This window comes from Microlunatus sp. Gsoil 973 (assembly GCF_009707365.1).
In the GTDB taxonomy this organism is placed as follows: Bacteria; Actinomycetota; Actinomycetes; order Propionibacteriales; family Propionibacteriaceae; genus Microlunatus.
The window spans coordinates 1,992,401-2,007,242 of record NZ_CP046122.1; the positions used below are offsets into that span (position 1 = coordinate 1,992,401).

General features: G+C 67.4%; 10 protein-coding genes. 4 read left to right on the forward strand and 6 right to left on the reverse strand.

Annotated elements, in window-relative coordinates; translation table 11 throughout:
* Window positions 1-24: 24 nt before the first annotated feature.
* Complete coding sequence (locus GJV80_RS09350; RefSeq protein ID WP_154687672.1) at window positions 25-438, reverse strand: universal stress protein; 414 nt, start codon at window positions 436-438, stop codon at window positions 25-27.
* Between the two features lie 57 nt (window positions 439-495).
* Window positions 496-1,965 carry a glutamate--cysteine ligase gene (locus tag GJV80_RS09355; protein ID WP_154687673.1) on the reverse strand — a complete coding sequence of 490 codons (1,470 nt, stop codon included), beginning with the start codon at window positions 1,963-1,965 and terminating at the stop codon, window positions 496-498.
* Between the two features lie 43 nt (window positions 1,966-2,008).
* Between GJV80_RS09355 and GJV80_RS09360 the strand changes: the two genes are divergently transcribed.
* Entirely contained in the window at window positions 2,009-2,830 is an 822-nt protein-coding gene (locus GJV80_RS09360) for a thioesterase family protein (protein ID WP_230208297.1), read from the forward strand.
* 36 nt (window positions 2,831-2,866) lie between these two features.
* Window positions 2,867-5,047 carry a S9 family peptidase gene (locus tag GJV80_RS09365; RefSeq protein ID WP_370518830.1) on the forward strand — a complete coding sequence of 727 codons (2,181 nt, stop codon included), beginning with the start codon at window positions 2,867-2,869 and terminating at the stop codon, window positions 5,045-5,047.
* 23 nt (window positions 5,048-5,070) lie between these two features.
* On the opposite strand, the gene GJV80_RS09370 is transcribed toward GJV80_RS09365, so the two are convergent.
* Window positions 5,071-6,726, reverse strand: coding sequence for an FAD-dependent monooxygenase (locus GJV80_RS09370; RefSeq protein WP_154687674.1), 1,656 nt, complete (start codon window positions 6,724-6,726; stop codon window positions 5,071-5,073).
* Between the two features lie 92 nt (window positions 6,727-6,818).
* On the opposite strand from GJV80_RS09370, the gene GJV80_RS09375 reads away from it, so the two are divergent.
* Together GJV80_RS09375 and GJV80_RS09380 are read left to right on the forward strand one after the other, a co-directional pair.
* Window positions 6,819-7,559: a TetR/AcrR family transcriptional regulator gene (locus tag GJV80_RS09375; protein ID WP_154687675.1), complete on the forward strand. Its 741-nt coding sequence runs from the start codon at window positions 6,819-6,821 to the stop codon at window positions 7,557-7,559.
* Between the two features lie 100 nt (window positions 7,560-7,659).
* Window positions 7,660-8,610: an RNA polymerase sigma factor RpoD/SigA gene (locus GJV80_RS09380; RefSeq protein WP_154687676.1), complete on the forward strand. Its 951-nt coding sequence runs from the start codon at window positions 7,660-7,662 to the stop codon at window positions 8,608-8,610.
* 351 nt (window positions 8,611-8,961) lie between these two features.
* Here GJV80_RS09380 and GJV80_RS09385 read toward each other — a convergent pair whose 3' ends face one another.
* The 3 genes from GJV80_RS09385 to hrpA all read right to left on the reverse strand — a co-directional run bounded on the left by GJV80_RS09385 (window position 8,962) and on the right by hrpA (window position 14,769).
* The gene (locus GJV80_RS09385) at window positions 8,962-9,831 is read right to left on the reverse strand and encodes an acyl-CoA thioesterase II (RefSeq protein WP_154687677.1); all 870 of its coding nucleotides are present in this window, start codon (window positions 9,829-9,831) and stop codon (window positions 8,962-8,964) included.
* A gap of 71 nt (window positions 9,832-9,902) precedes the next feature.
* A complete protein-coding gene (locus GJV80_RS09390) occupies window positions 9,903-10,853 on the reverse strand; it encodes a PAC2 family protein (protein ID WP_154687678.1) in 951 nt (316 codons plus the stop codon).
* 25 nt (window positions 10,854-10,878) lie between these two features.
* On the reverse strand, window positions 10,879-14,769 hold the full coding sequence (hrpA, locus tag GJV80_RS09395) for an ATP-dependent RNA helicase HrpA (RefSeq protein WP_154687679.1): 3,891 nt from the start codon (window positions 14,767-14,769) through the stop codon (window positions 10,879-10,881).
* Between the last annotated feature and the right edge of the window lie 73 nt (window positions 14,770-14,842).

Genomic DNA, 14,842 nt, shown 5'->3' on the forward strand with positions numbered 1-14,842 from the left:
AAAAGGTCGCGGCAGGTACCCCGATCAACGGGTTCCGGCCTCCGCCTTGACCGCCAGGACCGGACACGAGGCGTCCAACAGCACCCGTTGGGCATTGCTGCCCAGCAACAGTTTTCCGACCGGCGAACGGCGACGCAATCCGATGACGATGATCGCGTCCGGGGAGCTTTCCGAAACCTTGATCAACTCCTCGGCCGGATCCAACACATCGGGCGCCTGGTGGATCCGGTACGGCACACCGGTGGCCGTCATCTCCTCATCCAGCCCGGCCAATTCCTCGCCGGGGGCGGTGTGCACGATGACGATCTTGGCGGCGCCGGCGCGGGCGATGCGGATGGCTCGCTGCAGGGCGGCCCGTCCCTCGGGTTTGGCCGTGTAGCCGACGACGATGGTGGAGGCCACCGAGCCAGTACCCGGAGTCCGATCGCTTCCCGTCATGCCTTGCTCCTCCCAGCCGTGCAATACAGCCGTTCACCCTGCCGTTCAACCTGCCGTTCAGTCGACCGGCCAACTGTGCACCGGGTCCCCGGCCGCCATCAGGTCCCGATACTCGGCAAGCATCCCGTGCAGCGCCGTGTCCCGATCATCCCCCGCTTCCTCCCGCCGCGTTACCGCCGCAGTCTGCCAGGTTGCCCCGTTGACCCGGGACAGGCACCGCTTTTCGATGATCCCCAGCAGCCGATCGGCCTCGTCAGCGGGTACCCGCCACCGCCGCAGCCCGTCGTAGGCGATCGGCAGCAGCTTGCGCAGCACCAGGTCGGTGACCGGCACCTCCCCCACCCCTGGCCAGACCACCTCGGAGAGGATCCCGTGCCGCACGCCGCTTTCGAAGTTCGCCGCCGCGGTGCGGAAGTCCAACTGGGTCCACACCGGCCGGTCCGCCTCCGCGAGCGCCCGCACCAGACCCGCGAAGAACGCGGCGTTGGCGAGCACGTCGACGACGGTCGGACCTGCCGGAAGCACCCGGTTCTCCACCCGCAGGTGCGGTTTTCCGCCCGCCGGGTCGTAGACCGGCCGGTTCCAGCGATAGACCGTGCCGTTGTGCAGCTGGAGTTCGTCCAGTCGCGGAGTGCCTCCGGCGTCCAGGACAGCGGCAGGGTCCTCGTCGGTGATCACCGGGAGCAGCGGCGCGAAGAACCGGGAGTTCTCCTCGAAGAGGTCGTGGACCGAAGAGATCCAGCGCTCACCGAACCAGACCCGCGGCCGTACGCCCTGGGCCTTGAGATCATCGCTGCGGGTGTCGCTGGCCTGCAGGAACAGCGGGACCCGCGACTCATCGACCAGCCGCCGCCCGAAGACGTACGGGGAATTCGCCCCGACGGCCACCTGGACGCCGGCGATCGCCTGCGCCGCGTTCCAGTACGGCGCGAAGTCGTCCGGACTGACCTGCAGATGGACCTGGGTCGAGGTGCAGGCCGCTTCCGGCATCACGGAATCGCTCACCAGTCGCAACCGCTCCTGGCCGTCGATGTTGATCACGATGTCCTCTCCCCGCGCCTGCAGCACCTGCTCGTTCAGCAGAGCGAACCGCGGGTTGGCCGAGAGGTTCTCCATGATCGCGTGTTCCGGCCGCAGCGTCGGCAGGATGCCGATGATCACCAGCCGCGCGCCGCTCACCTTCTGATCTGCCTCGACCATCGCCCTGCGCAGGAAGTCCTCGAACCAGCTCAGACCCCCGTCGGCGAGCACCCGGGGCGGCACGTTGATCTCCAGGTTGAAACGGCCAAGTTCGGTCTGGAACTCCTCCGCCGCGATCGCGGCAAGTGCCTGGGCGTTCTGCATCGCCGGTTCGAACCGGTCGTCGATCAGATTCAGCTCGACCTCCAGTCCGCTCATCGGGCGCTCGGCCTCGAAACGATCTTCGGCGACCATCCGCGCCAGCACCTCGAGCCCGGCCCGGACCTTCTCCCGGTGCCTGGTGCGATCGGCACGGGTGAACCGCTGCTCTTCGACGTCGTCACCCATGACCCCATCCTTACCCACAACCGGCCGGATCTAGGCTCGGACGGTGACGAACGCCGGTTACTACCGCCGTGTCGGGACGAACAATTTCGAACCGACCCGGCACACCCAGGGCGCCTGGAGGGAGACCGAACAACACATGGGTCCCGCTTCGGGCCTGTTGGCGTACGCCCTGGAGACCGCACACCCGCGCGATGATCTTCAGCTGTGCCGGATCAGCTACGAGATCCTCGGTGTGATCAGCGCCGAGCCCCTCGAGGTCGACGTGGAGATCATCAGGCCGGGGCGCACCATCGAGATGCTCGAGGCCAGGATGATCATCAACGGTCGACCGGCGATCCGCGCCACCGGCTGGCGGCTGGCCACCTCCGACACGTCGGCGGTGGCAGGCGGCACGCCCGACCCGATGCCCGGGCTTGACGGTTGGCCGCCCTGGCGGGCCGATCAGTTCTGGGGTGGCGGCTACATCGACAGTGTGGAGTTCCGGGTCGATCCGGCGTCGGTCCCGGGTCGCACCCGGGCCTGGTTGCGGACACCGCTGGACCTGGTAGAGGGCGAGCAGGTGTCCGATCTTGTGACGTTCACCACCCTGGTGGACACCGCGAACGGGGTGGCCGCCCGACAGGATCCGCGGCAGTGGGCCTTTCCGAACATCGACCTGACCATCCACTACTTCCGCGCGCCGACCTTCACCGATCTCGGAGGCACCGATCCGGACCGCCCGGATCAGGACGCAGCCCGCTGGGTCGGGCTGGACAGCAGATCGATCTGGGGTCCGGACGGGATAGGCCTGACCTCCACCACGCTGCACGACGCGGCTGGTGCGGTCGGCCGCGCCGAGCAGATCCTGACCCTGCGAGCCCTCTGAGCCACACACCGGTCGCGCGGCCATTAGCCTGAGCGGGTGACCGACCAGCAGATGCAGACTTCGACTTCTCACAACGTAGGCGAGCCGCCGCTCGCCGAGCGTCGATCCTTCCTCCGCACCCACCACGGCGACACTTTCGACGACCCGTACGAGTGGCTCAGGGACAAGGACGATCCGGCGGTCATCGCCTACCTGGAAGCGGAGAACACCTATACGCAGCAACAGACCGGGCACATCGACGCGCTGCGCCAGGAGATCTTCGACGACATCCGTTCCAGGACCAAGGAGACCGATCTCAGCGTCCCTTCCTTCAGCAGTCACCGGCCGGACACCGACGGCAACTCCTCCGCCTACTGGTACTACCGACGCACCATCGAGGGCGCGGAGTATCCGGTCTTCTGCCGGGCGCCGGCGACCGACGCCGAAACGCCGCCTGATGTCGAGAGCGACATCCCCGGCGAGCAGGTACTGCTGGACGGCAACGCCGAGGCCGGGAACAGCGAGTTCTACTCGCTCGGTGCGTTCAGCGTCTCCCCCGGCGGTCGGTTGCTGGCCTATGCCGTCGACCTGACCGGCAACGAGCGATTCCAACTCCGGTTGAAGAATCTGACGACCGGCGAACGGCTCCCGGACGTGATCGACGACATCGCCTACGGTGTGGCCTGGGCCGGTGATGACCACCTGTTCTACACCCGCGCCGACGAGGCGTGGCGGCCGTTCAAGGTGCTCCGGCACCAGCTCGGCACCGAGCCGGCCACCGACCCGGAGGTCTTCGTCGAACCCGATGAGCGGTTCTGGGTGAGTGTCGGCAGCAGCCGCGACCAGGAGTGGATCCTGATCCATGCGGGCAGCAAACTGACCACGGAGGTCCGGCTGCTGCCCACCTCCGATCCCACCACGCCGGCCCACGTGGTCGCCCCTCGCCGACAGGGCGTCGAATACGAGGTGGAGCCCGCAGGTGACCGATTGTTGATCTTGCACAATGACGGCGCCGAAGATTTCAAGCTGGCCGAGGCACCGCTGGATGCCACCAGCCACGATCAGTGGCGGACCGTCCTGGACCAGCGGCCCGGCGTTCGGCTGGAGGACGTCGACGCGTACCGGGACTTCGTCGTGGTCGGCCTGCGCCGCGACGGTCTGACCGGCGTCCACATCATTCCCCGGGAGCCATCCGGTGACGTGGCCGGCGATCTTGGTCGGGGCTGGGACATCGACTTCGACGAGCCGCTGTACACCGTGGGACCGCACTCCGGCACCGAGTACGACGCCGGCCTGGTCCGGTTGTCGTTCACGTCCATGATCACCCCGAATTCGATCTACGACTACCGGGTGGCCGACCGCGCGCTGATCCTGCGCAAGATCACTCCGGTTCTTGATCATCCGACCAAGGGCCCGTACCGGCCGGAGGACTACGTCCAGGTGCGGGAGTGGGCGACCGCCGAGGACGGCACCAGGATCCCGATCTCGATCGTCTACCCGAAGGGCACACCGCGCGACGGCAGCGCACCGGCGCTGATCTACGGCTACGGCTCCTACGAGATCTCGATGGACCCGAGTTTCCAGATCGCCCGGCTGTCGCTGCTCGACCGCGGTTTCGTGTACGCCATCGCACACATCCGCGGCGGTGGCGAGCTTGGCCGGGCCTGGTACACCAACGGCAAGACGACGACCAAGATCAACACCTTTACCGACTTCGTCGCCTGTGCCCGCTACCTGGTCTCGGCCGGCTACACCTCGGCCGATCGGCTGGTGGCTCGGGGCGGCAGCGCCGGCGGGCTGTTGATGGGCGCGGTGGCCAACCTGGCACCGGACGCCTTCCGGGCGATCCATGCCGGGGTGCCGTTCGTCGACCCGCTGACCTCGATCCTGATGCCGGAACTGCCGCTGACGGTGACTGAATGGGAGGAGTGGGGCGACCCACTGCACGATCCGGAGATCTATGCCTACATGAAGTCCTACAGCCCGTACGAGAACGTCGAGGCCAAGGACTATCCGGCGATCCTGGCGACCACCAGCCTGAACGACACCCGCGTGTTGTTCACCGAACCGGCGAAGTGGATCGCGGCCCTGCGACACACGGCGACGAACGGGCCGGACCGACCGATCCTGTTGAAGACCGAGATGCAGGCGGGACACGGTGGTGTCTCCGGTCGCTATCAGGGATGGAAGGAGATCGCGTTCGAGTACGCCTGGTTGATCGACCAGATCGCCGGATGATCGTTCTCGGCCGGCAGTAGGTCTCAGCGACGCAGAATGGTGCGCAGTGCCGCTTCCAAGGCGGCCGGGTCGGCCGGATCGGCGGTTCGCCAGGCGACGAACCGGTCCGGCCGGACCAGCGATGCGCCGCGTGGACCGATTCCGTAGCGGTCGGTCCAGCCGTCCGACGGCTCGACGACGTCGTCCTCGCCGAGCACCTGCACGTCGACCGGTACACCGAGACAGTCGGCGACGGTCGCCGTAGCGGTGAGCCAGGCGGGATCCGCGGTGAGAACGACGAAGCCGCGGCCGAACAGGTCGAGAACCGATCGTGTGCCGGTCCCGGCCCGCAGCCGGAGTTCCGGCGCCCGGGACCCCGGCCGGCCGCCGGCCGCGGTGGGTGACTCGATGAATCCATGATCATCGCCCGGTTCGGCGCAGACGGCGCCGTCGACGACCCGGGCACCGAACATCAGGTCGAGCGGATCCAGATCGGCATGTGGATCCCGCTGGTCGGCTCCGCCGGGCGTCATCCGGTGCAGCAGGTTCTGGTACTGGTACTCGGCGATCCATTCGCCGTACCGACGCCGTTCGGCGTCATAGCTGTCCAGCAGCCCGGGACCTGCCTGGCCCTTGATGATCATGGCGAGTTTCCAGCCCAGGTCGAAGCCGTCCAGGACGGCGGTGTTGCCGCCCTGACCGCCGGTCGGCGGCATCACATGGGCTGCGTCACCGGCCAGCACCACCCGGCCGGCGACGAACCGGTCGGCCAGCCGATGGGCGAATTCGGTCTCGGCGAACTCGAGCAGCTCGACCGGCAGCCCAGGATCACCCACCGCGGTCCGGATCTGTTCGACACAGTCCTCCGCGGTGAAATCGGCGAACGACTCGTGCTCGGGGTCGAAGGCGAACGAGAGCACGTAGCGGCCAGGTTCGTCGGTGACGGTGAAGGCGCCGGTTCCTCCGTGCAGCTTCGGATTCTGCAGGTAGACCAGGAGCATCTCCCGGTCGTTCAGCACGCCGCCCAGGTCGGCCCGGAACACGGTGCCCACCCAGCTGGACAGCGATCCGTGACCGTGAGTTCCGATCCCTGCGGCGTGTCGGATGCCGGTCCGCCAGCCGTCGGCACCCACCAGGTAGTCGGCCCGCACCGCCCGGCGTTCGCCGGTCACCAGGTCGGTCAATTCGGCGACGACGTGATCATCGTCGGCGGTGAATCCGGCCAGTTCGGTGGAGAAAAGGACCTCGGCGCCGAGCTCGCGGGCACGGCGCATCACGATCGGCTCCACGGCCTCCTGGCTCGCCATGGCCATCCGGACCGGCGAGAAGGCTGCGAAGTCGAAGTCGAACGACTGGACCAGCGTCTGGTAGGGCTGGTCCATCACGGACGGGCCGATCACGATCTCCATCGGCTTGGCGGTGTCAAAGCCGGCGTCGGCAACGTCCTCCTCGACGCCGGCGATGCGGAAGGCCTCCATCACTGTCGGCACCTGGCCGCGGGCCTTCGGCTGGGTCGAGGTTCTCCGGTGGCGCTCGACCACCACCGACCGGATGCCGTGCAGGCCGAGGAACATCGCGGTCGACAGTCCGGCCAGACCGGCGCCGACGATCAGGACCGGTGTCTGGGAAGCGTGGGACTGCGCGGACGCGGCGGACCCGGTGGTGGGCGTCGGGATGGACGTGGAAGTTGGTGTGGTCATGGAACTCTCCTCGGACAAGGTTACGAACGCCGTTCGTTTTGACGAACACCGTTCTACACCGAAACAGCGTTCGCGTCACGTACGGTGTTCTCATGGCCCCTGACCCGCTCCCGCCGCAGCCCTGGGTCCGCTCGGGGAGAACCCGGACCCGACGTCCGCTCAGCCGGGAGCTGATCGTGCGCACCGCCCTCGGTGTGCTCGCAGCGGAGGGTCTCGAAGCGGTCACCATGCGCCGCGTGGCGCAGGATCTGGACACCGGCGCCGCCTCCCTGTACGCCTACGTCCAGGACAAATCCGAGCTCCGCGAGCTGATGCTGGACGAGGTGCTGCGTGCGGTGGTCGTACCGGATCCCGACCCCCAGCACTGGGCCGAGCAGCTGAAGACGGTGGGACTCGACATGGCCGCGGCGATGGCGGCCCATCCGGGCATAGCCCGGATCGCTCTGGAGACCCTGATTCCCACCACACCCACCGTCATCGACCAGATGGACCGGCTACTGGGCATCCTGCGGGTCGGCGGGCTCACCGATGCCGACGTGCTGGCGGGCTCCAACGCGCTGGCCCTCTATGTCGCAGCCGGCGCGTACGAGCGCGGCCTGCGAAGCATCGAGGGCGCCGCCGAGGAGGCGCGGATCCGGATCGGCCGGATCAAGGAATACCTGGCCGTGGTACCGGAGGGCCGGCTTCCCCAGCTGGCCGCGCTGGCGCCGGAGATGAGCCGCCAGGACGACGGATTCGAACTCGGTCTCGACCTGTTGATCGCCGGACTCGCATCACGGGCGTCCGGCGGGGTACAGAACCCATCAGCGGGTGGGCGTCGGAACGGCCGTTGACCCACCCCGAAGCGACATTCAGGGACTCTTCAGGGTGCTGGCGGAATCCTCCGTCACCCCCCGAACGTTCCACATCTGTAGCCAACGAAAGGGGACAGAAGTGGCAACGAGAACGTCGAGCCGCATCAACGAGGGCATCGAAGGCAAGGATGCTGTCGGTCTCTACCTTGACGGAATCGCCAAGACGCCGCTGTTGACCGCCGAGGAGGAGGTCGACCTGGCGAAGCGAATCGAACTCGGTCTGTACGCGGGCAAGCTGCTCGCGGGTGAGGTGTCCCCGAAGGAGCGCGGCAAGAATCCGGTCGACGTGACGGAGGAGGAATTGGAGTTCCTCGTCCAGGACGGCGCCCAGGCGCAGCGCCGGTTCGTGATGGCGAACCTGCGTCTGGTGGTCTCGGTGGCCCGCAAGTACGGCCGCGCGCAGATGCCGCTGCTGGACCTGGTCCAGGAGGGCAACACCGGCCTGATCAGGGCAGTCGAGAAGTTCGACTACACCAAGGGCTTCAAGTTCTCCACCTACGGCACCTGGTGGGTCCGACAGTCGATCAGCCGTGGCATCGCCCAGCAGGGCCGCATCGTCCGACTGCCGGTGCACGTCGCCGAGCAGGTCAACCAGGTCGGCGCGGTCCGGCGCACCTTGGAGCGTCGACTGGGCCGTGATCCGGAGATCGAGGAGATCGCCGACGAGATGGGCGTTGAGGCGGAGCGGGTGCTCGACCTGATGCGATACGGCCGCGACCACGTCAGCCTCGACGCTCCGGTCGAGGAGGGCGGCGACACCGCCCTGGGCGATCTGATCGCAAGGGAGCCGATGCCCGGACCGGACGAGGTCTTCCTGGACGCCGAGGAGCACGAACGCCTCGAGGCGTTGCTCGACCAACTCGACGAACGCTCCGCAGACGTCGTCCGCAGGCGCTATGGTCTGCTTGACGGGCGCCAGGCCAAGCTCGCCGACATCGGGGCTGTCTGGGGCATCACCGCCGAACGCGTGCGGCAGATCGAGCGGCACGCGATCGCCAAGCTGCGGAACGCGTCGACACTGGCGGCATGACGGGGGCGTACGCAACGTTCCCATGACGGGGTGGTCAACGATGATGAAGCGGATTGTCGGTCCGATCGTCAAGCGGATCAGGCGGAACGAGTTGGTCGCCGAACTGGTCACCAGACGCCGGTATTCGAAGCAGGGGCCGATGAAGCCCAGCCGCTAGGATCCGACCAACAGGTCGACCCAGCAAAGTCGACCCAGCAAGTCAACCGAAGAGACCAAGACAAGCTCGACCCAAGATATCGACAGAGCACGCGAAAGGGCCGGACGCCCGGGATATGGTGGCCGGCCCTTTCGCATGCCCGCATACTCGGGTCAATCACCCTCGAACGGCGGCGACCGGGGTAAGCGGCGTGCTCAGCTTCGGGGCCGGGCCTGGCGGATCAGCCCCTCCTGGGCGACATCGGCAACCAGTACGCCGTGCTGGAACAACCGCGCAGTCACCAGGCCGAGTCCGGAGGACGCCGACGGTGAGACCTGGTCGTACAGCAGCCAGTCATCGGCCCGGAACGACCGGTGGAACCACATGGCGTGGTCGATCGAGGCGGCCCGCACCCGCGGTGACCCGAGCACCTCGCCGTGAGGCACCAGGCTGGCACCGAGCAGGGTGAGATCGCTGGAATAGGCCAGCACGCAGTCGTGCAGGAAACGATCGTCGGGAAGCGCGCCGTCGACCTTGATCCACAATCGTGCCCGGGCCGGATGCCGCGGGTCGTTCAGGCCGCCGCCGGGACCCGAGTTGCCGACGTACCGTACGTCCAGCGCTCCCCACTCCCGGGTCCAGTTCGACGCCGGCGCGCCGGTGATCCTGCTGAGCACCTCCGGCATCGACGGGCACTCCTGTGGTGCCGGTACGTCGTCGGGCATCGGATCCGCGTGCTGCCAGCCTTCCTCGTCCTTATGGAAGGAGGCGGACATGTAGAAGATCACATGACCGTGCTGCCGGGCACTGACCCGCCGGGTGGAGAACGAACCTCCGTCCCGGACCGCGTCGACGTCATAGACGATCGGCGTGTCGATCCGCCCTTCGAGCAGGAAGTATCCGTGCAGCGAATGGGGATACCGGCCCTCCGGAACAGTCAGTCCTGCCGCCGTCAGGGCCTGGGCGAGTACCTGTCCGCCGAATGCCCGCTGCAGGTGCGTCCTGGGTTGTTTGGCCCGGAAGAGCGTGCTTTCGATCTCCTCCAACTCCAGCAGGTCCATCAGTTCGTCCAGCGACTCAGGCACGGTCGGGATCCTACTGGGAACGCCTACCGCGGCGAGGATGCGCGGCCGAGCTGCAAGCCCCGCCCGCGAGGTCAGTCCCCCTGCTCCTCGTCATGGTCCTGATTGTCGTCGGTCTGTTCGGCCAGGAAGCGTTCGAAGGCTGCGCCGATCTCGTCGGCCGACGGCACCCTGCCCAGTTCGTCGGCCACCGACGGCGGGAAACCCAGACCGCCGCGGTCAGCCCGCAGTGAGTCGTACTGCTGCTCCAGCTGGCCGACCATCTCCTGGGCCTCGGCCGAGCCCGCGACCTCTTCGGCGATCTCGGCCATGTTGCTGCCGGCGGCCTCCTCCAACGGCCCGAAGCCGATCACGAGTCCGGTGGTCTGGGAGACCCGTACGCCGAGACTCAGCGAGGCCTGCGGGAAAGCCGCCTGGGTGAGGTAGTGCGGCACGAACGCCTCGAAACCGACGGCCGTGTGCCCCCGCTCACCGAGCCGGTACTCCAGCATCGCCGAGAAGCTCGCCTGCACCTCGGCCTTGCCGAACCAGGCCTGTTCGTCGCGGACCAGATCCGGGTCGGTGGAGTGGGCGTTCAGCGCGACCGGCCGGGTGTGTGGAACCGCGCCAGGAATCCCGGTCAGCGAGACGACCAGCCGGACGTCGAACTGCTCGATCAACGCGATCATGGCCGCGCAGGCGCGCTCCCACTGCACGTCGGGTTCCGGGCCGCTGAGCAGCAGGAAGACCTCACCGGTCTCGTCGGTGAGTCGGTGGATCCGCAATCCCCTGCTCCGGTACCTGGCCCAATGGTCACCGTCGTAGTCCATCATCGGCCGCCGCGACCGATAGTCGTGCAGTTGGTCGTGATCGAATTCGACCAGCACGTCGTGGTCGAGGTGTTGCAGCAGATGCCGGCGGAGCAGCCGTCCGGCCTGTCCGGCATCGATGAATCCATCCAGCTGCACGATCAATACGGGGTGCTGGCCGACCATCTCCTTGGCGACATCCTCGCGGACCTCATACAGCGAACGGGGATCCAACATGAGACCCAATGTATGCCCATACCGGTCAGAGGCCGTGACTGCGTCGGGCCTCGGCGATTGCCGTCATCACCCGCTTTTCCGAGACCGGCATCCGGGTCCGCAACTGCTGGGCGAACAGGCTCACCCGCAGCTCCTCCAGCATCCAGCCGATCGCATCGACGTCGGGCGGCAACGGGCCGTCGGGCAGTGCCGCAACCAGTTCGGCGTACGCATCCTCCACCCGGGTGACGGTGGCAAGCCCAGCGCTGTCCCGGGCAGGATTGGCGCGCAGCACGGTGATCCGGTTCAGCGCCGCACGCAGGTAGCGGCCGAGGTCGGGCAGCCGTTCACCGTCGGTCACGGCAAGGAATCCCGGAAAGATCAGGTTGTCCAGCTGCTCCCTCAGGTCGGCCGCGGCAAGATCGTCCACACCACGCACAACATCCAGTTGGGCGTTGGCCTGGCTCCACAACTCAAGTGCTACCGCGGTCTCGTTGACCAGCGAACGCATCCGATCGGCATGGTCGGCGCGGACAAGATCACACAGTCCGCGGAAGGCTCGTTGATCACGGGTCCGGCTGCCGGCCCCGTCATGATCGTGCCGCCGGATCAGCTCACCCACTGATGCCAGGCGGGCGTCTGCCAGCAGAGCGGGCACGCCCGGATACGGGCTGCCGCCCAGTGCGAGCTTGGCCTGGTTGCCCAGATGGGCCACAACCCACTTCGTCGGATCAGGGATGTTGATCATCACCAGCCGACGCAGACCGAGTGGATGGTAGTGATCACGCAACTCGGCGGATTCGTACACCTTGACGCCGACGCTGGTCTGCTCGTCGGCGAGGCCGGGAAAGCTGACCAGGCTGTGACCGGCAGCCGCGGCTGTCTCGATGCGGTCGGCGAGCTCACCGAAGGTCCAGTCGGTGGCGCCGGTCACGGTGACGGTCGCCGCAGCCCTGTTGAGGGTTCTGCTGACCTGCGGTGCCAGCCACTGGCGCAGTTCGTCCAGATCCTTGCCCTCACCCAGAACCCGTCCGCGGTCGGTGATCAGATAGGTCGGCAGCAGGTGGGCAGGAGGTTGGCTGGACAGCCAGGCATCGGCCGGCACGGGCACTCCGGTGAGTGCGGTCAGGGCCCGGCCAAGCGCCGAGGTGAACGACTCCCCTGTCGGACCCCGGTGATCATCAAGCCAGGCCAGGGCACGCTGAGCGTGTTCGGGAGCAGGGACGAACGCGCGACGGACCGATTTCGACAACGACCGGATGAGTTCGGTGGCCAGTTCGGTGCGCAGGCCGGGGACCTGCCAGCTGAAGTCGGCCTCGGAGACCCGGTTCAACAGCCCGACCGGAATCTCGATGCTCACCCCGTCCCGGGCCGTTCCCGGCTGGAAGCTGTAGCCGATCTCGAAGGACACGTCGCCGGAGGTCCAGACATCGGGGAACTCGTCGATCCGCGCCGCATCCGGGTCGACGACAAGATCATCCAGAGTCAGCGTCAGCCGGTCCGGATCCTTCTGTCGGGCGTCCTTCCACCACTTGTCGAAGTGTGCCGCGGAGGTGACATCCGCCGGGATCCTGGCGTTGTAGAAGTCGAAGATCACCTGGTCGTCGACCAGCAGATCCCGACGACGGGTGCGGTCCTCCAGTTCCTCGGCCTCGGCACGGACCTTCTGGTTCTCAGCGAAGAATCGCTGCCGGGTCTTCCAGTCACCCTCGACCAGCGCCGACCGGATGAAGATCTCCCTGGCCTCGGCGGGATTGATCTTCCCGTACGCGACCCGCCGCCGGCCGATGATCGGCACGCCGTACAGGCTGACCTGCTCGTACGCCATCACCGAACCGCTGCGTGCCGACCAGTGCGGTTCGGAGTAGCTGTGCTTGAGCAGGTGTCCGCCGACCTCTTCGATCTGCCGGGCCTCGATCCCCGCCACGGTGCGCGCCCAGAGCCGCGTCGTCTCGACGATCTCGGCAGCCATCACCAGCGGCGGCGTCGTCCGGGCGACGCTGCTGCCGGGATTGATCGCGAACCTGGTGTTCCGCGCCCCGAGATACTCCTGGAGCTCCCGCCGACCGCGTCGACCCTGCCGTCCGGACTGGTTCGGCCGCCTCCGGTCCTCCATCACCTCGGCCAGCCCGACATGGGACAGCAGGCCGGTCAGGATCGCGGTGTGGATCCGACCATGGTCGGCCGGCTCGTCGTTCAGGCCGAGGCCGAGTTCGCGGGTGATCTGCCGCAGTTGGGCATGCAGGTCCTGCCATTCGCGGATCCGCAGGAAGTGCAGGAACTCGTCCCGGCACATCCGCCGGAACGCGTTCCCGCTGAGCGCCTTCTGCTGCTGCCGCAGATAGCGCCACAACCGCAGGATGGCGATGAAGTCGCTGCCGTCGGGCTCGGGTTCCTGATCATCGTCGGTGGCGATAGGCGCCCAGAAGCGGCGGTGCAGCTGATCGGCCTGCTGTTGCTTGTCGGCCGGGCGTTCCCGCGGGTCCTGCACCGACAACCCGGAAACGATGATCAACATCTCCCGCAGGCAGCCCTGCCGCTCGCCGGCGAGCAACATCCGGCCCATCCGCGGATCGATCGGTATTCCGGCCAGTCGTTGCCCGATCCGGGTCAGCCGCGGAGACCGGTCCGTCGCCCGTCGGGGTTTGATCGCGCCGAGTTCGTCCAGCACCCGCAGACCTTCGGTGATCTGCGCCGAATCCGGTGCCTCGACGAACGGGAACGAGGCGATGTCGCCGAGGTCTGCTGCGGCCATCTGCAGGATGACCGACGCGAGGTTGGTCCGCAGGATCTCCGGTTCGGTGAACTCCGGACGGCCGGCGAAGTCCTCCTCGGCGAACAACCGGATGCAGATGCCGGGGCCGAGACGGCCGCAGCGACCGGCGCGCTGATTGGCCGAAGCCTGGGAGATCGGCTCGATCGGCAGCCGCTGCACCTTGGTGCGCGCCGAATAGCGGGAGATCCGCGCGGTGCCGGTGTCGATCACGTACCGGATGCCGGGAACGGTCAGTGAGGTCTCGGCGACGTTGGTCGCCAGCACGATGCGTCGGCCGGTGTGTGACTGGAAGACCTTGTGTTGTTCGGCGGCCGATAGCCGGGCATACAGCGGCAACACCTCGGTGAAGCGGAACTCCCGCGCACCGGCGACCTGGGCCTGGTGCAGGGCGTCGGCGGCGTCGCGGATCTCCCGTTCGCCGGAGAGGAAGACCAGGATGTCGCCGTCCCCCTCGGCCATCAGCTCGCGTGCCGCGCGGACGATTCCGTCGACCTGGTCCAGATCCTCGGCCTGGGCGGTGCCGGCACCCTCGCCGGCCTGTCCGACCAGTGGTCGGTAACGGGTCTCCACGGGATAGGTGCGGCCGGAGACCTCGACGATGGGTGCCGGGTGTCCGTTGCGGTCGGTGAAGTGCTCCGCGAAACGCAGGGTGTCGATCGTCGCGGAGGTGATGATCACCTTCAGTTCCGGACGCCTGGGCAGCAATTGCTTCAGGTAGCCGAGGAGGAAGTCGATGTTCAGGCTGCGCTCGTGAGCCTCGTCGATGATGATCGTGTCGTACTTGCGCAACTCGCGATCATGGCCGATCTCGGCCAGCAGGACGCCGTCGGTCATCACCTTCAGCCGGGTGTCCCGACCGGCCTTGCGGGTGAATCGGACCTGGTAGCCGACCAGCTCACCGAGCGGAACGTCGAGCTCCTCGGCTATCCGTTCGGCGACGGTCCGGGCGGCGATCCGGCGTGGCTGGGTGTGGCCGATCGAGCGCCGGCCGAGCCGAAGGCAGATCTTGGGCAGCTGGGTCGTCTTGCCCGAGCCGGTCTCGCCGGCGACGACGACCACTTGGTGGTGCCGGATCGCCGTCTCGATCTCATCGGCCCTGGCGGAGATCGGGAGCGCCGGATCGAAACTGATCTTCGGCTCGGCCAGGGCGGACGTGGACATAACGCTCCAAGTCTAGGTGCCGACGGCCGGCGGGCCGAACGGATAACGCCGGGCACGTCCGGAGGTCTCGACA

Coding starts and splice junctions, on each gene's coding strand:
- GJV80_RS09390 (WP_154687678.1), bottom strand. CDS start 10,853: ATGTTGGATCCCCGTTCGCTGTATGAGGTCCGCGAGGATGTCGCCAAG.
- hrpA (WP_154687679.1), bottom strand. CDS start 14,769: ATGTCCACGTCCGCCCTGGCCGAGCCGAAGATCAGTTTCGATCCGGCG.
- GJV80_RS09370 (WP_154687674.1), bottom strand. CDS start 6,726: ATGACCACACCAACTTCCACGTCCATCCCGACGCCCACCACCGGGTCC.
- GJV80_RS09355 (WP_154687673.1), bottom strand. CDS start 1,965: ATGGGTGACGACGTCGAAGAGCAGCGGTTCACCCGTGCCGATCGCACC.
- GJV80_RS09350 (WP_154687672.1), bottom strand. CDS start 438: ATGACGGGAAGCGATCGGACTCCGGGTACTGGCTCGGTGGCCTCCACC.
- GJV80_RS09375 (WP_154687675.1), top strand. CDS start 6,819: ATGGCCCCTGACCCGCTCCCGCCGCAGCCCTGGGTCCGCTCGGGGAGA.